Source organism: Bacteroides sp. D20 (genome assembly GCF_003436255.1).
Lineage (GTDB): Bacteria > Bacteroidota > Bacteroidia > Bacteroidales > Bacteroidaceae > Bacteroides > Bacteroides uniformis.
Window position 1 is genome coordinate 62,101 of record NZ_QSOO01000014.1, and the last position, 20,392, is coordinate 82,492.

Here is a 20,392-nt window from a genome sequence, read left to right on the forward strand (position 1 = left end):
TTATCGCAGCCTCCAAATAGTAAATTGTAAATAGTAAAATAGTAAATGTATAGATGAGTAAAGAGAAATTCGCTTTTGATAAGACCAATTTTATCCTGCTTGGCATCGGAATGGCGGTGGTTATCATTGGTTTTCTTCTGATGACCGGTCCCGCGTCTACCCCGACGACCTTTGAGCCGGACATTTTTAGTGTGAGACGCATCAAGGTGGCTCCGGTAGTTTGCCTGCTGGGGTTTGTGTTCATGATATATGCCGTGCTGCGCAAGCCTAAAAGCTGTCGTGCAGAGGAGTAAACTTTCAGACGCGGATTACACAGATGACGCAGATTGGAATATTAGAAATCCGTGTCATCTGCGTTATCTGCGTCTGAAAAATAATCAGAAAGAAAGTAGTAACAGAGCTTCCGGACAGCCCCTCCGGCAACTCAAGAACTTAAAAACTTAAACAAATTGGAATGGTTTGAAGCGCTTATCCTTGGGCTTATTCAAGGACTGACCGAATATCTGCCGGTGAGCAGTAGCGGACACCTCGCCATAGGTTCGGCATTGTTCGGTATTGAGGGAGAGGAGAATCTTGCTTTTACGATAGTGGTACATGTGGCTACGGTGTTCAGTACGCTGGTGATACTCTGGAAAGAGATTGACTGGATTTTCAAGGGACTGTTCAAGTGGCAGATGAACGAGGAGACACGTTACGTCATCAATATACTGGTATCCATGATACCTATCGGCATTGTGGGGGTATTTTTCAAGGACGAAGTAGAGGCCATTTTCGGTTCGGGACTGGTCGTTGTGGGCTGCTGCCTGCTGCTGACAGCTCTGCTGCTGTCTTTCTCCTATTATTATAAGCCGAAGCAGAAGGAGAACATCAGCATGAAGGATGCCTTTATCATCGGTCTGGCACAAGCATGCGCGGTGCTTCCGGGGCTTTCCCGTTCGGGCAGTACCATTGCAACCGGTCTGTTGCTGGGCGACAACAAGGCGAAGCTGGCACAGTTCTCTTTCCTGATGGTGATGCCTCCCATCCTGGGCGAGGCACTGCTGGATGGAATGAAGATGATGAAAGGTGAGGCGGTTGCAGGGGATATTCCGACGCTTTCGCTGGTGGTAGGTTTCCTGGCTGCTTTTGTTTCGGGCTGCCTGGCCTGCAAGTGGATGATAAATATTGTGAAGAAGGGCAAGCTGATTTATTTTGCCATCTATTGCGCGATAGCCGGTGTCATAACGCTCATATTAAGCTAAAGTCCCCTCCTTGTGTGGGGGAAAGACTGATTACTCCGGAAATCAATAAGAGAAAAATATTAAGTTGTACCATTTTATCCCCCTCCCTACCGGGGAGGGGTTAGGGGAGAGGCCAATGAATTTTAAAGAAGGAGAAGTCCTCTATTTCAATAAACCGCTGGGATGGACATCGTTCAAGGTTGTGGGACATGCGCGTTACCACATCTGCCGGCGGATAAAGGAGAAGAAGTTGAAAGTAGGCCATGCCGGTACCCTCGACCCGCTTGCTACGGGGGTGATGATAGTCTGTACGGGCAAGGCCACGAAACGGATTGAGGAATTCCAGTATCACACGAAGGAGTACGTTGCCACCATCCGGTTGGGTGCCACCACTCCCTCTTACGACCTGGAACATGAGATAGATGCCACCTATCCCACGGAGCACATCACCCGCGGACTGGTGGAGGAGACGCTGAAGAAGTTCATCGGCGAGATACAGCAAGTGCCTCCCGCCTTCTCGGCATGTATGGTGAACGGGAAACGTGCCTACGACCTTGCCCGCAAGGGAGAGGAGGTAGAGCTGAAACCCAAGTTGCTCGTCATCGACGAGATAGAGCTGCTGGACGACGGGCTGGATATTGCCGAACCGTGGATAAAGGTACGCGTAGTATGCAGCAAAGGAACCTATATCCGCGCCCTGGCACGTGACATCGGCGAAGCCCTGCAGAGCGGCGCTCACCTCACCGCCCTGGAGCGTACCCGCGTAGGCGACGTCCGGCTGGCAGACTGCCTCAATCCCCTCGATTTCAAAGAGTGGATAGAGGCGCAGGAGATAGATATTTAGTTATAAGTTATGGGTTATAAGTTATTTGCTATGAAGTGTAGCATACTGCCGGATAACTCATACCCTCTTATGACTAAAACAGACTGATATAAATAATAAATAACTCATAACTTATAACTAATTATGAAACTGTCGCAATTCAAATTCAAGCTTCCCGAAGAGAAGATAGCTTTGCACCCCACGAAGTACAGAGACGAGTCACGTCTGTTGGTGTTGCACCGTAAGACGGGTGAGATTGAGCACAAGATGTTCAAGGATGTTCTGGACTATTTTGATGACAAAGATGTGTTTATCTTCAACGACACCAAGGTTTTCCCTGCCCGCTTGTACGGTAACAAGGAAAAGACCGGTGCGCGTATTGAAGTGTTCTTGTTGCGTGAGTTGAACGAAGAGCTCCGGTTGTGGGATGTACTGGTGGATCCTGCCCGTAAAATACGTATCGGCAATAAGCTCTACTTCGGTGACGACGACTCTATGGTGGCTGAGGTTATCGACAACACCACTTCGCGTGGGCGTACGCTTCGTTTCCTTTACGACGGTCCGCACGATGAGTTCAAGAAGGCGCTCTATGCGCTGGGCGAAACGCCGCTGCCCCACAGTATCATCAACCGTCCCGTAGAGCCGGACGATGCCGAACGTTTCCAGTCTATTTTTGCACGCAACGAAGGAGCTGTTACGGCGCCTACCGCCAGCCTGCACTTCAGCCGCGAGCTGATGAAGCGTATGGAAATCAAGGGTATTGACTTTGCCTACATCACCCTGCATGCCGGCTTGGGTAACTTCCGCGACATTGATGTGGAAGACCTCACCAAGCACAAGACAGACTCCGAGCAGATGATTGTGAACGAGGAAGCCGTACGGATTGTGAACCATGCCAAAGACCTGAACCGCCAAGTCTGTGCCGTAGGTACCACCGTGATGCGTGCCATCGAGAGCACCGTCAGCACCGACGGACATTTGAAGGAATACGAGGGTTGGACCAACAAGTTCATCTTCCCGCCGTACGACTTTACCGTGGCCAATGCCATGATATCCAACTTCCACATGCCGCTCAGTACCCTGCTGATGATTGTTGCCGCTTTCGGCGGTTACGAGCAGGTGATGGAGGCATACAATGTGGCATTGAAGGAAGAGTACCGCTTTGGTACGTATGGAGATGCGATGCTGATTACAGACCGGTAATTATGGTTGTTTATTTCAGTCTTGGTACCAATCTCGGCGATAAGGAGCAGAACCTCCGCATGGTCGTCCAAAAGATAAGAAAGCAGATAGGGGAAGTGATTTCCCTATCTGCTTTTTATGCTACTGCCCCGTGGGGCTTTTCTTCCGATAATACTTTTCTGAATGCCGCACTCTGCGTAGACACTGCTTTGGCACCTTTGGAGGTGTTGCAAACGACGCAGGAAATCGAGCGGGAGATGGGGCGTACGCATAAGTCTGTCAATGCAGTGTATAGCGACCGTGTGATAGACATCGACCTGTTGCTCTGTTTTGCCGATGACGGTACTCCCGTTTTGCTGGATACTCCCGAACTGAAACTTCCTCATCCGCTGATGCAGGAACGCCGTTTCGTGATGGAGCCGTTGGCGGAGATTGCTTCAGGCGTGGTGCATCCGGTATTGGGAAAGACAATCGGGGAATTGTTGCAAAATCAGTGTTAATCTCTGCTATCTGTAGCGCAGATACAAGATTTCTTTTTTATCTTTGCCTCCGGAAAGCGAAGATAGGCTGCACCTCAGCATAAAAAATGAACAAGTTCATTTTGTTCTGCGTTCGGTTTGCACTATCTTTGCCCCCGAAAAACGATATGTGGAGAGATTTGAGTAGCTTGCAACCACAGAAAAAAATGCTAAAACACATCCTTTTCTGACGGCACGTTTGTGTGCCGGATGCATCTACTCCACACACCTCCTTCCGCCATTCGTTGAATTATCAATTATCAACTATCAATTCTCAACTGAAATGGGATATTTATTCACATCCGAATCGGTGTCTGAAGGACACCCCGACAAAGTGGCCGATCAAATATCGGACGCTGTGCTTGACAAACTGTTGGCCTACGACCCCAGTTCGAAAGTAGCTTGCGAAACTCTGGTTACTACCGGTCAGGTAGTGCTGGCTGGAGAAGTGAAAACCAAAGCGTACGTTGACATGCCTCTCATCGCACGCGAAGTAATCAAGAAAATCGGCTATACCAAAGGCGAGTATATGTTCGAGAGCAATTCGTGCGGCGTGCTGAGCGCCATCCACGAGCAGAGCCCCGACATCAACCGCGGCGTGGAGCGACAGGACCCCATGGAACAAGGTGCCGGAGACCAGGGGATGATGTTCGGCTACGCCACCAACGAAACGGAGAATTACATGCCGCTTTCACTGGACCTTGCACACCGCATCCTGCAAGTGCTGGCAGATGTCCGTCGCGAAGGCAAGGTGATGACCTACCTCCGTCCCGACGCCAAGAGCCAGGTGACCATCGAATATGATGACAACGGCACACCCGTACGCATCGATACCATCGTAGTTTCCACCCAGCACGACGACTTCGTACAGCCTGCCGACGACAGCGATGCCGCCCAGCTGAAGGCCGACGAGGAAATGCTCGCCCAAATCCGCCGGGATGTAATCGAGATTCTGATGCCGCGTGTCATTGCTTCCATCCATCATGAAAAGGTGCTGGCACTGTTCAACGACCGTATCACATACCACGTCAACCCCACGGGCAAGTTCGTAATCGGTGGTCCTCACGGTGACACCGGGCTGACGGGACGCAAGATTATCGTAGATACCTACGGCGGCAAGGGTGCCCATGGCGGCGGCGCTTTCTCCGGAAAGGACCCCTCTAAGGTAGACCGCAGCGCAGCTTATGCAGCCCGCCACATTGCCAAGAATCTGGTAGCTGCCGGCGTTGCCGACGAAATGCTGGTGCAGGTAAGTTACGCCATCGGTGTGGCACGCCCCATCAATATTTTCGTAGATACTTATGGCCGCAGCCACGTCAATATGAGCGACGGTGAGATTGCCCGTAAGATTGACGAGCTGTTCGACCTTCGCCCCAAGGCAATAGAAGACCGCCTGAAACTGCGCAACCCCATCTATCAGGAGACTGCCGCCTACGGACACATGGGCCGCGAGCCGCAGACCATCGTCAAGCATTTCAAGAGCCGCTACGAAGGCAACAAGGACATTGAAGTGGAACTCTTCACCTGGGAGAAGCTGGATTATGTGGACAAGGTGAAAGCCGCATTCGGTTTATAATCAGCATAGCTTTACGGCTATTTATATAGAAGGCTGCCCTTCTGCAGATACCGATGTTTCGGAGGATGCAGAAGAGGCAGCCTTTGTTGTTTTGGTCTTGCTCTTCAAATGGATTTTTTCACCGGCAGTACAAACACGAACCTTGCCCCCTCCTTGTACTCCTTGTCCAGCAGCACTTTCCCTTTCAGCCGTTCGGCGATGAGGCGGCAGATATTGAGTCCCAGACCGGTGCCTTGCCCGAAGTTGTCGGCCTTTTCAAAGCGTTCGAAGATGGTTTCCGAGTATTCCGGGGGAATGCCGGTACCGGTATCGGTGACGGAGAAGGTGACGTATCCGGGATTCTCTGTGAGAGAGCAGTGCAGGCGGATTTCGCCTTGTGTGGTGTGTTTCTCTGCATTGGTAAGGAAGTTGATGAGTATCTGGCACACACGTTGCCCGTCGGTGCTCAGTTCGTAGCAGTCGTCCACTTCGGAGGTGTAGTAGAGCTTCACGCCTTCGGGCTTGCGGTGTTCAACGGTGGTTATGGCTTCCCGGCAGAGCTTGTTGCAACTGTGCGGCGCTATCTTCATGGTGTATCTGTTGCTTTCCAACTCGGCTGCGCTGAGGATGTCCCCCACCAGTGTAAGGAGGAGGTCGGAATTGTGCTGTATGAGATGGCAGAAATCCTGCCTTTCCTCTTGGGAAAGGTTCGCGTCGGGGGAAGTGATGAGTTGTGAGAAGCCCACGATAGAGTTGAGCGGTGTCCGTATTTCGTGACTCATGTTCTGCAGGAAGATGCTCTTTGCCTTGTTGGCTGCTTCGGCTTGGTCGCGTGCTTCGGAAAGTTCCTCGTTCTTGTGGCATAGTTCGAGGTTGACTTTACGTTTGCGGTGGGGGTAGAGCATCAGGAAAAGCAGGGATAACAGCAAAAAGCCGGTGACAATGCTGAAAAGAGTGATGCGGTAGCGCGAGGTGGCCTGTATGTTTTCCATTTTCAGGCGTTCGGCGCCTATCTGGGTGTTCAGTTCGGCGATGTCCGACAGTTGCAGGAGATTGTTCGTCGAATCCAACTGCTGGTGGTATTTTTTCAGATATTTGATGGCATTGGGATAGTCTTTGGCGCATTCGTAAATGTAGGCATGTTGTTGCAAGCCTTTCTCGGACAATTGGTCAGCGTGGGCATGGGCCTGCTCATACTGTTTGTCCAGTATGTTCTTGCTGATGTGGGCTATCAGTAGGGAAACGTTGGCAGAGAGCTTGCAGCGGTCTGCCATTTGTACGGCTTCTTTATAACAGTCGTTGAATTCATCTATACGTTTCTGCTTGAACAGTATCAAGCATTTCTCTATCATGGCTTGGGCTATGTTCCGTTCTGTTTTAGCGCTCTTCAAGGCTTTTTCGCAATAGTCCAGTGCGGTGGCGTAATCTTTTTGGGTGTTACGGTAATATTCGGCAAGGCTTGAGTATAGTTGGCTGGGATCCTGGTCGGGCATATTCTTCAGCATATAGTCCAAGGCTTCCTGATAGTATTGGGCGGAGAGGTCGAAGTTTCCGCGTGATTTGTAGATATGGCCCATGGTTCGGATACAGCTGAAGATACCGTAAGGGTATCTGTCGGCAAAAGCTTGCTTTTTCATTTTTTCCGCTTTCTGCAAGGCGAGCAATGAGCGTTGTTGGTTCAGGAAGTAGATGATTTCGCTGCTCCAAGCGTGATAATAATATTGCAGATAGTTATTGGCACGTGAAATCTCTTTCAGGTCAGTGGATGCCTTTTCTATTTTGCTATCATCTTTTTGGGATATATAGAACTGCAGGGGGATGATGTATGCCAGGCATTGTGCTTTTTTGTCACCGAGCTTCAGAGCCTGTTGATACAAAGTGTCGGCCACCAGCAGCCCCTCCTGCTGGCGTGCCTGCTTGGAAGCCCGCTGGTAGATGGGGTAGAGTGCATCGTCTATCTTGTAGGGATTGTTCTGTGCTGCGGAAGGTAGGGACACCCATACTGAAAGCACTAGAAAACATAACCTTGAAAGAATGCACTCCCTCTTTGTTCTATTGGATGGAATAAGCATGTTTTTTTCCGGATACTTATGATTATGCCTATGGCATCGCAAAAATAAGATAAAAGAATAAATTACAAGCTTTTTTTGTATAATTTCTCTGTTTGCTTGTTGAATGATCCTTGCCAGGAGCTTTCTTACGAAATTTCCGGTGATAATGCCGCCCTCTACATCATCATATTCTTCCTTATCGAGAACTTCACGATGGCCATTGCATTGACTGCCGCCAGCGGCAGGTCCATGGGGTCGTGGTGGTTGTTGTAGCTCACCAGACGGATGCAGTCCGGCCGTTCCGAGTGGTTGACGTATTTCACTGCCAGGTATTCGTCGCCGCCCCGTTCGAAGGAGACGAGATACATTTCACCGTAGATGACGTCGGTGAAGTCGCGGATGGACTTAAAGCCTACGATGTCACCGGACTTGAGGATGGGATACATCGAGTCGCCCGAGACGTAGACGGCACCGTCGCACACAGGGATATTGGGAATTACAATCCGCCCCAAGGCGTACTGCGGGCGGTCAGCCAGCAGTGTCTTCAGGTTGGCGGCGGCAGAGATGTCATAGAGGGTCACGCTACGGTCGTCCATAGGGTCGGCTGTTTTCGGTGTGTGAAGTATTTCCACTTCACCTTGTACCAAGTCGTTGTCACAGAATTTTGAATGATGTGCAGGCGAGCCCTTTCCCGTCAGCAGCCAGTTGTAGTCCACGTCGTCCAGGCTGCCCAGCAGCAGGGGGAAGTCGATGCTATTGCGGGCGTTCCAGTTGCTCAGTGTGGAGCGTGATATACCCAGAAAGGCGGCAAGTTCGCTGTCTGTCTTGAATTCTTTCGCCAGTTTGGCACGTTTTATGATGTCTGCCGCACAAAATACCGGGTCTTTGTCATTCGCCATATTCTTCAGTTTTTACGTGTAAATTATTCAGAAACTATTATCTCCTCATTTATACTGTCTTACGTCTTATTTAAGAATTTAATTCCCGATTTGTTTGTTTTATAAATGAAAACAGCATTATCTTTGTTGGGACAAAAATACATATCATGTTTTATAAATGCAAATAAAAGGGAGGGATTTATGGAAAATACACATCTGGTCTTTTATCCGGAAGCATCCGAATTTAGCAAAAATACTTACGAATTTGAAAAAATGGGCATCCGCCTTGCCGGATGTATAGATGAGGTGCGTTGGAAGTATAGATGCAACGCGCTGGATGTATAGATAGAATACGCTGGATATATACTTCCAGCAAACAGCCCCTACAAGCATCTTTGGCAGGGGCGTGCCGAAAAAAATATTATTGTACTAATTCTTAACAAAAAATGGTTATGGAACAGATTATTGAAAAAAATGTTCGTTTCTGTGGATGTTGCCACAGAGAACTGCCCGTTGATTCTTTTTATGTAGACAAGCGTACGCTTGCCCCCGACAATTATTGCAAGGAATGCCGTAGGGCGATGAGTAACGCCCGCTACCGTCGCTCACTTCCTGCAAGCAATCCCCTCCGTTATCCGGTCATCACTGAAATTTCGGACTGTACCCTTCGTATGTATCTTATTCTGAATGCTTTGAAGGTAGTGCGCGAAAGCGTGCTCCGCAAGCGGAAACGCCTATGCGAAGCAGGTGATATAGAATGATACAAGCCGCTCTCTCCCCCTAATCACTAACCCCTAATCATCAAACCATGTCCAGAATCAAAAAACGGGGACTTGACTATTTCCCCTTGAACACAGACTTCATGCACGACCGTCTGGTGCGCCGCATCATGAAGCGTGAGGGTGACGGCTCCTTTGCCATTCTGCTGGGCGCCCTCTCCTGCATTTATGCCGACGAAGGCTATTACGTGTGTGCCGACGAGCTTTTCTACGAAGACCTTTCCGCCTGCCTCTATGAAAAGACGGCTGCCGACGTGAAGCGCATTCTTGCCCTGGCTGTGGAGTACGGCATTTTCAATGCCGCCCTTTTCGGCAAATACGCCATCCTGACTTCTGCCGAGATACAGCGGCAGTATCTGTTCAGTACCAAGCGCCGGAAATCTTCCGCCATAGACACACGTTATTGTCTGGTGGATGATTCTCAGAGCGATGACGAGGCCGCGCCGACTGCCGCCGGGAGAGTGCCGTCTGCCAATGGAAGCGTGCCGTCCGCTGCCGAAAGTGCAGCATTTAAGCCCGAAAATGCGACATCGGGTACATATAGCACAGCAGAGCATAGCACATCACAACACAGCAAAGAAAATCCCCTCCTCCATAGTTCCTCCGGAACCGGGGGCACTGAGGGCGCGGATGTGCCATCCGCGGAGGGGGAATATCTTCGGAAAATAGAGCAACTGCAACCGCCGCAGGATGGCACGGACCGCAACCTGGACGGGTTGCTTTTCAATCTGAAGCAGTTCCATATTCCTCCGCAAGAGCAGTATGCCATTATCCTCAAAAGTAATTTCGGTGCTATCGGCCACCCCCTGTGGAAGGGCTTCTATGCCTTGCGCGAGAGTCATGGCAAGATACGGCAACCGGGGCGATACCTGTTGAGCCTGTGCTGTAAATAGTGTTTTCGATATGTGAATAAATTCATGAAGAAAAACGGTTTTTTTAATTTGCACACTTTTCCGGATAGCGTTATCTTTGCAATGTGGTTAAGCTTAATACACGAAAATAAAACAATGTTGTTTCATTTGAAAAAAACGAATCCTTGAATTTCAAGACAAACTATTAATTTTTAAAACAAAACTACTATGCCAGTAATTTACAAATCATTTCAGTCGGTTCTTGCCAACAAAGAGGGCAAGAAGCTTTTCTATCCCCGCGTGGTGCTGACGGGGAATGTGGACACCGAGCAGGTGGCCAAGGAGATTGCGGAATTGTCTTCCCTCTCTACGGGTGACTCGAAGAATGTCATCGACAACCTGGTGACCGTGATGACTCGCCACCTGCAGTCTTCCGAGAGCGTGACGCTGGACGGTCTGGGTACTTTCCGCCTTACGATGAAGTCCACCATGAACGGTGTGGAAGACCCTCTGAAGGTATCGGCTACCCAGTCCACGCTACGAGTGCGTTTTCTGCCCACTTCCAAGCGTAATCTGGACCATACGGTGTCTACCCGTTCGCTGGTGACCGGGGTGAAGTGCGTGCGCTTCGACCTTCAGGACACGGCAGGTTCGGGCGGCAACGACGGTGGCTCGGGCGGTAACGACGGTGACCAAGGTGAAAATCCGTTGGGATAAGGCCATTTACGATTTGACGATTTACGATGTACGATTGAAATTCGTACTGCTAAATAACCGCGCCTATGCAGGCATTTATGATACGAAAAGTAATCGTACATCGTAAATCGTCAAATCATAAATTACTAATCTTCAATCATTAATCACTAACTAATCTTATGCGAAAAATCAACTACATCGTGGTGCATTGCAGCGCCACGCGGGAGGGCTGTACGCTTACTTCCGAGGCTCTGGAGGCAGAGCACCGCCGCCGTGGCTTCCGCACGACGGGCTATCACTACTATATCCGGAGAGACGGTACCGTGCTCGGAACCCGTTCCTTGGAACTGCCCGGTGCGCATTGCCGCGGTCACAACAAGTATTCGATAGGTATCTGCTACGAAGGCGGGCTGGATGCCTGGGGAAATCCGAAGGATACCCGTACGCCGGAGCAGCGTTCGGCCCTGCACCTGCTGGTGTACCAGCTGCTACAACAGTTCCGGAATGCCCGTGTATGCGGCCACCGCGACCTCAGTCCCGATTTGGACGGAGATGGGACGGTGGAGCCGTGGGAGTGGGTGAAGCAGTGTCCGTGCTTCGAGGTAAGTAAAGAATTTTAGAACAATCATCTTTAAAACATGGAATTATGAAAATAAGCAAAGAAACCTGGAAAGATATCTTGAAAATTGTGGGTACCATCATTGCCACCATAGCCAGTGTGCTGGGCGTGCAGGCGATGCCACTGTAAAAACAAGTATTACAAAACTAAAAAAGTGTGCCGGAAGCCGAAATACCTACTTCAGGCGCACTTATTTAAGAAATATATAAATTTCATTGAATATGAAAAATAGAATAAAAGTATTGTTAGCTCTTCTTATGTTATGTGGTACAACGCAGTCGGTACGTGCACAGGACGGTGGAGATATGAATAATCATCTTCTGCGGATAAATGATTATGTACCTGCTATTCCCGAAGCGGCAGGTATGCAATTGTATGGAAACATTCCTGTAAGTGAATACACAGGAACACCTGATATCTCTATACCGCTATATACCCTTAAATGTGGGCGTATAGAACTACCCATTACGTTGTCTTATCATGCGAGCGGAGTCAAGGTGGCTCAAGAAGCTACGTGGGTAGGTCTTGGTTGGAATCTTTTGGCAGGAGGGTGCGTCAACCTTAATGCTGTGGGCAAGGTAGACGCGACCTCTGGTACATTTGCTACTTGGGCTGAATGGGAGAAAATAAAATATCACTGGAAAGTACAGAGTGCTGATACGTTGAACTACCGTTCGGGGACCGAGGAACTGATGAATTTGTGGGGAAATTTAATGTTCGACCCCAATACGAGTAATACGACCAATGGAATTATTAATGAAGGCCTTATAGGGCAAGGTGAAAGAGATATATTTGAAGTTGCATTGCCCGGAGGAAGATCATTCAAATACTTCTTGCACCCCAAAAGTCAGACTCCTGTCATTATCGGTTCCAGGATGAATTGTAAAGTGTGGCATAGTGCTGAAAAAGTGATCATTACAGATGAAGCAGGCACATCTTATGCCTTCAGACCTTATGCATTTGTAACTTCCAATGCCCCCTTGACTTATATGCTGACAAGTATGACGGATGTGACGGGACATACTATCACTCTATCCTATGTTACCGCCAGTTGCTATTCAGTGCCTGTTATGTCGGAGTATTATACCGTAGGTACCCCTCCGGACAATGACCATATAAAACGGAACTTTACTGCCGGCATTTCACAGACTTGCTATTTAAGCAAGATAGAAACCGATACGGAAGTAGTGATTTTCGAGATGGGAAGTCGTGAAGACCGCTATCCGGGAACTACCGGAAAACTGACAAACATGAAAATAAAGAGTAAGTTGGACGGGAAGGATGTGTATTCTTACCAGTTCAATTATGATTACTTCATTTGTCCCGAATAATCAGTCGGAGGTAATTACTTGTCATCGGACGATTATGGGTCGTCGTCTACCATACCCACCAGCGTACTTCGTAAACGTCTGAAACTGCTTTCTGTACTTCGAAAAAATGGCACTTCGCAGGGTGAAAAGCATACATTCACTTATAATGAAGCTGTGAACTTGCCTTATAAGACTTCTTTTGCCATAGACTATTGGGGATATTACAATGGACAGCAGAATACTTCCACGCTTACAAACCGTGTTCATACATTGATTCCCTCCCTGGAAGGTTTGACGAATGTTCCTTTATCCGGTTCTACCGCTGTCAGAAATTGTAGCCGGGAGTATATTACGGCCAATATGCTGAAGAAAATCACATATCCTACGGGCGGCAGTGTGGAGTTTGAGTTTGAACCTCACACTTTTGTAGGAGACAATCGTTTCATTTCTGCAGAGGATTTGAATAAGTATGACGCACAAGTCAAAGGTGTCAATACTGTCAACAACAACGACCTGATAGTGACGCCTTCCGCTACTTTCACTCTGCCCACCACGCAGGTAGTGACGGTGGATGCTCAAGTCAATTTTCCCGATTATGAAGTCAATCAAGTCACCGGCTCCGGAACCACTTTGCGGAAACTCGGTGCCGGAGGAAGTGTCATTAAATCGTACAAAGTGACTTCACAAAATACCAGTGGGCATGTGTATCATGTCAACGAGTCGTTCACATTGGAAGCGGGAGATTATGTCCTGACAAGTACATTGAGTTCTGCAGTTACCAATCAAGGTTATTCTACCCGCAATGCCAGTTCTGCTACTTTGACCTATAGAGGCGGTGGAACTGCAGTAAACAAAGACACATTGCAGAAAGTTGGCGGAGGGGTGAGAATCAAGACCATTACTAAAAAGAATAATACAGGTGAAGTGTTGGAACGTACCGGTTACTTGTATGAAAGCGAGAATCACAAGACCTCTGGCATTCTGATGTTCTCAGTCAAGTTCTATGATGATTTTAATGTCCGGCGCGGAAGCTATACCACAACTCCTGAAGGAGTGATACGCCCTTCTACCAGTTACCACACTTTCCGCCGTTTTTATGCTCAGGCGCAAACTCCACCAGCTTCTGCGCCCAATGCCAATCCTGTAGGTTACAGCCGTGTCGTCAAGCAGCGCGATTTTCTGGATGCGGGGAGAGAGGAACTCGTATTCAGTAACATAGCCGGCCAGGATTATGATGCTACCTTGGCTTATATGCCTGCCAACTATAATGGGCGACTACTAAAAAAGAGCATCTATGATGCCGGTAATATCTTGGTATGGGAAGACACCTATGAATATGAGATTGCAAACAAGTGGCAAGAATTGACCAACATCCGTGTAAGGGACAACTATGTGGGTCCGGTTAATTGCTATTCCGGCAGTATCACCTATAATGAAAACATCGGAGGACAGACGGTGAGCTTTAGAAATCCATTGGCTTATCACGGACGTTTTGAGATAACTTTATATCCGCATCTTACCTATGATATACGGTTAAAACGGGAAGTTTCGACGGAATATGCCCATGGTGTACCGGTGACGCAGGAAAAACTGTATACCTACAACAGTCGTAACCAGATAGCTACTTGCCGCACAAGTACCAGCCGTTCGGGCTATGTAATGGAAAGCTATGCTTATGCAGCGGATGTTTCTTCCTACAAAGATGAATTCAAGGCTAATAACGTGCTTGATGCTGTACAGAACTACCAACGAACATCGGGAGGAGCGACGCTGTATCTGAATAATACGTACGGGGACGTCTTTTCTAAATTCACCTTGCAGTCCAGTGAAGAATATAGTAGTTTGTATCCTGAGAAAAGAACTGTTTCTTATAGGTATGATAGTAAATGGAATCCGGTGGAAGTTACTACTCCCGACAACATGTCTGTGGTCTATTTGTGGGGCTATAAATATTCTTTGCCGATTGCCCGTCTCAAAGGTATCACTTATGCGGAAGTAGTGTCTCGGCTCGGAACAACAGGTTTGGATGCTTTGTGTTCTGCCGGTTCACCCAATACGACGGCCCTCTATGCACTGAAAACGTCCTTCCCGGAATGCGAGGTCACAACCTGGCTTCACAATCCTTCTTATGGGCTGAAGGAGATAAGAAAAGCAACTGGTTTTAAGGATTTCTATCTCTATAATGCTTTGGGTGATTTATCTGATGTGCAGGATCATAACCAAAATCCTATTGCCTCGTACTTCTATCAGTGGTCTCCTGACGGCACTTCGCAGAATTACGTTCGCACTCATGCTATGACTGCAGCAGCAGGTAGCAAGTATATGGCAAGTTATGATTATTATGACGGCTTGGGGCGTCTCTTCCAGAAGGTACAAAAGGGAATTACTCCTGCCGGAAGTAATTTGATATCGTTACAAGAATATGATGGCGCAGGACGTCGTTCGGAGAGTTGGCTCCCAATTGTTTCCTCCTCTGTTTATATGTCTCCTTCGGCTATCAAAAGTGCGGCTCCGGGCAACTATTCAAGTGATTCCCGTCCCTACAGCAAGCCTGTTTACAGTGTTTCCCCATTAGACCGCATTCTGAAGCGATACTCTCCGGGAGCGGCATGGGCATCAAAACCTGTAACTATGGATTATCTGGCTAATTCTTCCGATGTGAATTGCATTAACTATTCGGTAAGTTCGTCTGGGGCACTTGTCAACAACGGTACTTATGCAGCCGGACAGTTGCGCGTGGTGAAACGTATTGACGAAGACCAACATGTTTCTTATACTTTCACAGACAAACAAGGCCATATATTGCTGGAACGCCAGATGCAGGGTAGCGAGCAGCATGATACTTATTATGTGTATAACGATTTGGATAACCTTTGCTTCGTATTACAACCGATGTATCAGAGTGTGTCAAACCTGGATCAATATGCTTTCCAGTACAAATATGACAACCGTAACCGTTGTAATTGGAAAAAGCTTCCAGGTGCTTCTGCTGTGAGCTATGTGTACGATAAGGCAGACAATATGATCTTTTCCCAGGATGGCAAGCAGTATGCCTCTAAGCAGTGGAGTTTCTATCTGTATGATAAGTTCCATCGTCTGGCAGTGCAGGGCGTTTGTTCCAATACGAATACGGCTGCAGTTTCGAATGTTATTGTATCATGTACACGGGTGAATAGCAACAGCGGTTTGGGTAACAGTGGATATACATCAAGCTTCGCCTTGGTGTCGCCCGAAGTCCATAGAGTAAACTATTATGACGACTATGCCTTCCGTAGTCTGACCGGTTTCGATAATGCCGGCTTTCCTGCGGCAACAATCGATGCCAAAGGATATGTCACCGGTAGTGTAGTCACTGTTCTTGGCAGCAGTACAAAACTTTATTCGGCTAATTATTATGACTTTGAGGGACGCATCACAAAAACGGTTCAAGGCAATTTGCTGGAGGGTTATGATACGACGAACACTGTTTATACTTTTACCGGCAAGCCGAACACTGTGACACATACACATACTGCCAGCGGAAAGACCACGCGCACGGAAGTATATACCTATACCTACGACCATGCGGACAGAATAAGTAAAGTGCAGCATAGTCTTGGCGGCACTTCAATCACTCTGTACGATGCCACTTATGACAACTTCGGTCGTTTGCTGACCAAGCAGTATCACGGAACGAGCATCAACAAACTGACATATGCCTACAACCTGCGTAGCTGGCTGACGGGCATCAGCGGTACATGCTTCACACAGAACCTGTACTACAACACGGGTGTGGGTACAGCGAAGTACAATGGCAATATCAGCAGCATGACCTGGAAGTCCGGGAACGAAAGTACAGTCCGCGGTTACAAATTCACTTATGACGGTCTTGACCGGATGCTGAACGCTACCTATGGCGAGACAGCAAGTATCAGCACGAATACGAACCGTTTCTCGGAGAACGTTACGGGTTATGACAAGAACGGTAACATCAAGAGTTTGCAACGTTATGGCCAGACTGGTGCCAGTGCCTACGGCCTGATAGACAACCTGACTTTTACCTTGAACGGCAATCAGTTGAGCCGTGTGGACGATGCCGTGAGTACCGTTGCATACGGTACAAACACTGCCTTTGTGAACGGTGCAAGCGCCGCAGGGGAGTATGCCTACGATGTCAATGGTAATTTAACAAAAGATTTGAATAAGGGAATTACCGATATTCAATATAATGTATTAAATTTGCCGAGTACGGTATCGTTCAGTGATGGTAGCACGATCACCTATACTTATGGTGCTGACGGCACGAAACTGAGAACAGTCCATAAGATAGGCAGTACAACCACAACGACTGACTACTGCGGTAATGTGATCTATGAAAACGGTACTCAGAAGTTGTTACTCACCGAAGAGGGTTACATCAACCTGACCGGTACCCAGCAGTATCATTACTACTTGAAAGATCATCAGGGTAACAACCGTGTAGTGATCAACCAGTCTGGCACTGTGGAGGAAACTAACCATTACTACCCTTTCGGTGGTGTGTTTGGCACTACAGGCAATACCCAGCCTTACAAGTATAATGGTAAGGAGTTTGACACGAAGAAAGGGCTGAACTGGTATGATTATGGAGCACGTTATTATGATGCAGCATTAGGACGGTTTACAACGGTTGACCCTTCTTCTGAAAACTATTACGCTTTTAATCCTTATAGTTATTGTGTAAATAATCCGATTAAGTATATAGATCCTGATGGGAAAGATTTTATTATTTGGTATAAAGATTCCAATGGAAAGCAGGCTTATTTTTCTTTCAATGGAAAGAATGCAGCTATGGCACCTAATAATAGTTTTGTGAATGCTGTTGTTGAGGCTTATTTTTATAATAGTAAAAATGGTGGAGGAGAATATGCGCAAAAGATAGTTACAAATGCCAAATTGAAAGTTGGAATAGTAGAAAGCGATAAAGATAATAGGTTTGATTCTAGTGGTTTTATCCGTTTTAATCCAAATGCTGGTTTGAAGCTCAATGATGGCAATATTCTATCACCTGCTACAGGATTAGAGCATGAAGCTGCCCATGCATTTAATATGAAAACTAATAAAGTAGATGAATCACCAGATACTAGGTATGGGACAAAAGAAGAAAGAAGTGTTATTCAAGGTGCTGAATTAAAAACGGCAAAAGCTAATGGAGAACTTCCTTTAATGCATAAAGGGAGAATAAAACATAGCGAGGGGCAATGGGTTGTAACAAAATCTGTTACTTCAAATGTAGAATCTTCTTCTGTTGAATCCCAAGAGTTGAGAAATAGAATATTTAAATTTAGAAATAGCTGGACATCAGAATGAAAAGACAAATTTGTTTTCTAATATTAATTTCTTCCTTTTGTATTATCACATTAGGGCAAGAAGTAAAAAAAGTAAAATTGATATATGGTTCTCAAGGAGTATTGTTGCCTGTAAGTGCAAAGTGTACCCCACAAGGCTTTGAGCAGAGTTTTTATGAGAGTCTCAATTTCTTAACTACGTATGATGATATTTTTCTTGCTTGGTTTTCTTTTTATATGGAGCAATTAATTCCGGAAAGGAATATAGAGAAAGATATGGATCCACGTATTATGATTGTTGCATATCGTGATAGCTTACAAAATGATACTTTGTATTTAGGTGAATCTTATGGAATATTGAAAAATAGAGTAATGATGAAAGATGATAGTAATTTACTCAATCTAGTAAAGCGTAAAATAGGGTGGGGGATATCTCCTTTGCCCTCAGATTCGTTACTTTATCCTTCAATGTTGCCTTAATATAAATAGCTACTTGTTGTAGCGGATGTTGTTTATTCTTTGTTTTTGAGTATCAGAATCTTTAAATTGAATAAAATTAAAGGCTTTTTTGCTTATATTTTTTATCTTTGAAGTGAACCCTAAAAGTGTTTTATCTAACTTTTAGGGTTCGTTGTATCTAATCTCTTGGCTTTTCAGTATTCCCGATGCCCGTGGTCTGCTTACGGGCAGTGTTACGGAGCTGTCAGACGGGGGTACCGACCAGCTTTACAGTGTGCTGTATTATGATTCCCGTTCCCGTCTTATCCAGCGGTAAGTTTTGGTGGTAAGGATACGGTACGGAGTATACTGTCTATAACTTTACGGGGTAGCCCACGGAGCGTCGTCATGTTCATACAGTTTCCGGCAAGCCTTCCCGCAGTGAGACTTACACCTATGCTTATGACCTTGTCGGCAGGCTGCTGACCCTGAAGCATTAGGTTGACGGTTTAGGTGAGGTACCGCTTGCTACCTACGTTTATGATAATCTGGGTCGTTTACAGGCACGGTTCTGCCGTGAACAAGCAGTCGTACATTTACAATGTCCGTAGCTGGCTGACGGGCATCAGCGGTACATGCTTCACACAGAACCTGTACTACAACACGGGTGTGGGTACTGCGAAGTACAACGGCAGCATCAGCAGCATGACTTGGAAGTCCGGGAACGAAAGTACAGTCCGTGGTTACAAATTCACTTACGACGGTCTTGACAGAGTACTGAACGCTACCTATGGAGAGACAGCAAGTATCAGCACGAATGCGAACCGCTTCTCGGAGAACGTTACGGGTTATGACAAGAACGGTAACATCAAGAGTTTGCAACGTTACGGCCAGACTGGAGCCAGTGCCTACGGCCTGATAGACAACCTGACTTTTACCTTGAACGGCAATCAGTTGAGCCGTGTGGACGATGCCGTGATGGCTTCTGCTTACGGTGGAGGCTTCGAGTTCAAGGACGGCGTGAAGCAGGTCGGAGAGTACACCTACGATGCGAACGGCAATTTAACCAAAGATTTGAACAAGGGAATCACCGATATTCAATATAATTGTTTAAATTTGCCAAGTGCAGTAACGTTCAGCGACGGAAGTACGATTACCTATGTTTATGCAGCCGACGGCACAAAGCTAAGAACGGTTCATAAGATAGGTGGCGCTACCACCACAACGGACTATTGCGGGAATGTGGTCTATGAAAACGGAGCCCAGAAGCTTCTGATTACCGAAGAGGGCTATATTACTTTGAGCGACAACAAGTATTACTATTACTTGAAGGACCATCAGGGGAACAACCGTGTAGTCATAAACCAGAGCGGAGCGGTAGAGGAGACAAACCATTACTATCTGTTTGGAGGAGTATTCGCTTCATCAACAAGCACTCAGCCTTACAAGTACAATAGCAAGGAATATGACACGAAGAAAGGCTTGAACTGGTATGATTACGGGGCACGGCATTATGATGCAGTGTTGGGACGGTTTATGACGGTGGATCCGTTGGCAGAGAAGTATTATTCAGAAAGTTTGTATACTTATTGTTATAGTAATCCTATAAATTGTATAGACCCTAACGGGAAGGATGGTATTTATATTGCCTTCCCTGATTATAAAATATCAACTCCTATTGGTAAAATTGGGAATTTAGGTCATGCTGGAGTATTATTGATTGATAATAAAACAGGAGTGACTAAATATTATGAATATGGCAGATATGACAAAGAGGGTAAAGGAGTTGTCAGAACATTCGCTGTTCCAAATGTAAAAATAGGACAAGATAAAAAGCCTACATTGGAATCATTGAATAAAACTTTATCAATAATATCTGAACAAGCGGGACATGCCGGAAGAATAGAAGGAGCATATATTGAAAGTGATAAGTTTAAAGAAATGAAAAACTATGCAGAATCAAAAATAGCGGAGAATGCTAATTCAAAGAGGAAAGAGTATTCATTAAGGAATAATAATTGTGGAACTTTTGCGGCTGATGTTTTGAAACAAGACCCATCTGTAAAAGATAAGGCACCAGTAATTATAGATCCAAGGCCCAATAGTATAGTTAAAGAGTATTAAGATAATTTTAAGTCACTAAATTATGATCCTAAAAAGAGACAA

19 protein-coding genes are annotated in these 20,392 nt (G+C 46.7%); 17 read left to right on the plus strand and 2 right to left on the minus strand.

All coding sequences use genetic code 11. From position 1 onward, the window contains the following. Positions 1-53 precede the first annotated feature (53 nt). From DXD78_RS14510 to metK, 6 genes are all read left to right on the plus strand, one after another. Positions 54-293, plus strand: a complete 240-nt coding sequence (locus DXD78_RS14510) for a DUF3098 domain-containing protein (RefSeq protein WP_005825288.1) — start codon at positions 54-56, stop codon at positions 291-293. A 156-nt stretch (positions 294-449) separates the two neighbouring features. Further along, positions 450-1,241, plus strand: coding sequence for an undecaprenyl-diphosphate phosphatase (locus DXD78_RS14515; RefSeq protein ID WP_005825291.1), 792 nt, complete (start codon positions 450-452; stop codon positions 1,239-1,241). Positions 1,242-1,356: 115 nt separating this feature from the next. Further along, a complete protein-coding gene (truB, locus tag DXD78_RS14520; protein WP_005825294.1) occupies positions 1,357-2,064 on the plus strand; it encodes a tRNA pseudouridine(55) synthase TruB in 708 nt (235 codons plus the stop codon). Positions 2,065-2,187: 123 nt separating this feature from the next. Next, complete coding sequence (gene queA, locus DXD78_RS14525; protein ID WP_005825296.1) at positions 2,188-3,246, plus strand: tRNA preQ1(34) S-adenosylmethionine ribosyltransferase-isomerase QueA; 1,059 nt, start codon at positions 2,188-2,190, stop codon at positions 3,244-3,246. Positions 3,247-3,248: 2 nt separating this feature from the next. Beyond that, positions 3,249-3,725: a 2-amino-4-hydroxy-6-hydroxymethyldihydropteridine diphosphokinase gene (gene folK, locus DXD78_RS14530; RefSeq protein ID WP_117652795.1), complete on the plus strand. Its 477-nt coding sequence runs from the start codon at positions 3,249-3,251 to the stop codon at positions 3,723-3,725. Positions 3,726-4,026: 301 nt separating this feature from the next. Beyond that, the gene (gene metK, locus DXD78_RS14535) at positions 4,027-5,319 is read left to right on the plus strand and encodes a methionine adenosyltransferase (protein ID WP_005825299.1); all 1,293 of its coding nucleotides are present in this window, start codon (positions 4,027-4,029) and stop codon (positions 5,317-5,319) included. A gap of 104 nt (positions 5,320-5,423) precedes the next feature. Here the strand turns inward: metK and DXD78_RS14540 are convergent, their stop codons facing one another. Both DXD78_RS14540 and DXD78_RS14545 read right to left on the minus strand, forming a co-directional pair. After that, positions 5,424-7,370 (minus strand): ATP-binding protein, encoded by a 1,947-nt coding sequence (locus DXD78_RS14540; protein ID WP_117652796.1) that lies wholly within the window; start codon positions 7,368-7,370, stop codon positions 5,424-5,426. Positions 7,371-7,525: 155 nt separating this feature from the next. Beyond that, the gene (locus DXD78_RS14545) at positions 7,526-8,248 is read right to left on the minus strand and encodes a helix-turn-helix domain-containing protein (protein ID WP_005825301.1); all 723 of its coding nucleotides are present in this window, start codon (positions 8,246-8,248) and stop codon (positions 7,526-7,528) included. A gap of 180 nt (positions 8,249-8,428) precedes the next feature. On the opposite strand from DXD78_RS14545, the gene DXD78_RS14550 reads away from it, so the two are divergent. From DXD78_RS14550 to DXD78_RS14590, 11 genes are all read left to right on the plus strand, one after another. Beyond that, positions 8,429-8,572, plus strand: a complete 144-nt coding sequence (locus DXD78_RS14550) for a hypothetical protein (protein ID WP_225982629.1) — start codon at positions 8,429-8,431, stop codon at positions 8,570-8,572. A gap of 101 nt (positions 8,573-8,673) precedes the next feature. Beyond that, positions 8,674-8,988, plus strand: a complete 315-nt coding sequence (locus DXD78_RS14555; protein WP_008662326.1) for a hypothetical protein — start codon at positions 8,674-8,676, stop codon at positions 8,986-8,988. A 47-nt stretch (positions 8,989-9,035) separates the two neighbouring features. Then, positions 9,036-9,899 carry a DUF4373 domain-containing protein gene (locus tag DXD78_RS14560; protein ID WP_009037539.1) on the plus strand — a complete coding sequence of 288 codons (864 nt, stop codon included), beginning with the start codon at positions 9,036-9,038 and terminating at the stop codon, positions 9,897-9,899. Positions 9,900-10,085: 186 nt separating this feature from the next. Beyond that, positions 10,086-10,574, plus strand: coding sequence for an HU family DNA-binding protein (locus tag DXD78_RS14565; protein ID WP_005825310.1), 489 nt, complete (start codon positions 10,086-10,088; stop codon positions 10,572-10,574). Positions 10,575-10,732: 158 nt separating this feature from the next. After that, complete coding sequence (locus DXD78_RS14570) at positions 10,733-11,173, plus strand: N-acetylmuramoyl-L-alanine amidase (protein ID WP_009037540.1); 441 nt, start codon at positions 10,733-10,735, stop codon at positions 11,171-11,173. A 26-nt stretch (positions 11,174-11,199) separates the two neighbouring features. Then, positions 11,200-11,301, plus strand: a complete 102-nt coding sequence (locus tag DXD78_RS21080) for a smalltalk protein (RefSeq protein ID WP_005825315.1) — start codon at positions 11,200-11,202, stop codon at positions 11,299-11,301. 92 nt (positions 11,302-11,393) lie between these two features. Beyond that, positions 11,394-12,503 carry a hypothetical protein gene (locus DXD78_RS14575; RefSeq protein ID WP_009037541.1) on the plus strand — a complete coding sequence of 370 codons (1,110 nt, stop codon included), beginning with the start codon at positions 11,394-11,396 and terminating at the stop codon, positions 12,501-12,503. Positions 12,504-12,521: 18 nt separating this feature from the next. Continuing rightward, positions 12,522-17,810: an RHS repeat domain-containing protein gene (locus DXD78_RS21500; RefSeq protein ID WP_250709705.1), complete on the plus strand. Its 5,289-nt coding sequence runs from the start codon at positions 12,522-12,524 to the stop codon at positions 17,808-17,810. Further along, entirely contained in the window at positions 17,807-18,268 is a 462-nt protein-coding gene (locus DXD78_RS14585; RefSeq protein WP_117652797.1) for a hypothetical protein, read from the plus strand. The genes DXD78_RS21500 and DXD78_RS14585 overlap by 4 nt, the downstream gene beginning before the upstream one ends. Positions 18,269-18,419: 151 nt before the next feature. After that, positions 18,420-18,563: a hypothetical protein gene (locus DXD78_RS21085; protein ID WP_158560254.1), complete on the plus strand. Its 144-nt coding sequence runs from the start codon at positions 18,420-18,422 to the stop codon at positions 18,561-18,563. Between the two features lie 203 nt (positions 18,564-18,766). Continuing rightward, positions 18,767-20,350, plus strand: coding sequence for an RHS repeat domain-containing protein (locus tag DXD78_RS14590; RefSeq protein WP_227741066.1), 1,584 nt, complete (start codon positions 18,767-18,769; stop codon positions 20,348-20,350). Positions 20,351-20,392: the final 42 nt, after the last annotated feature.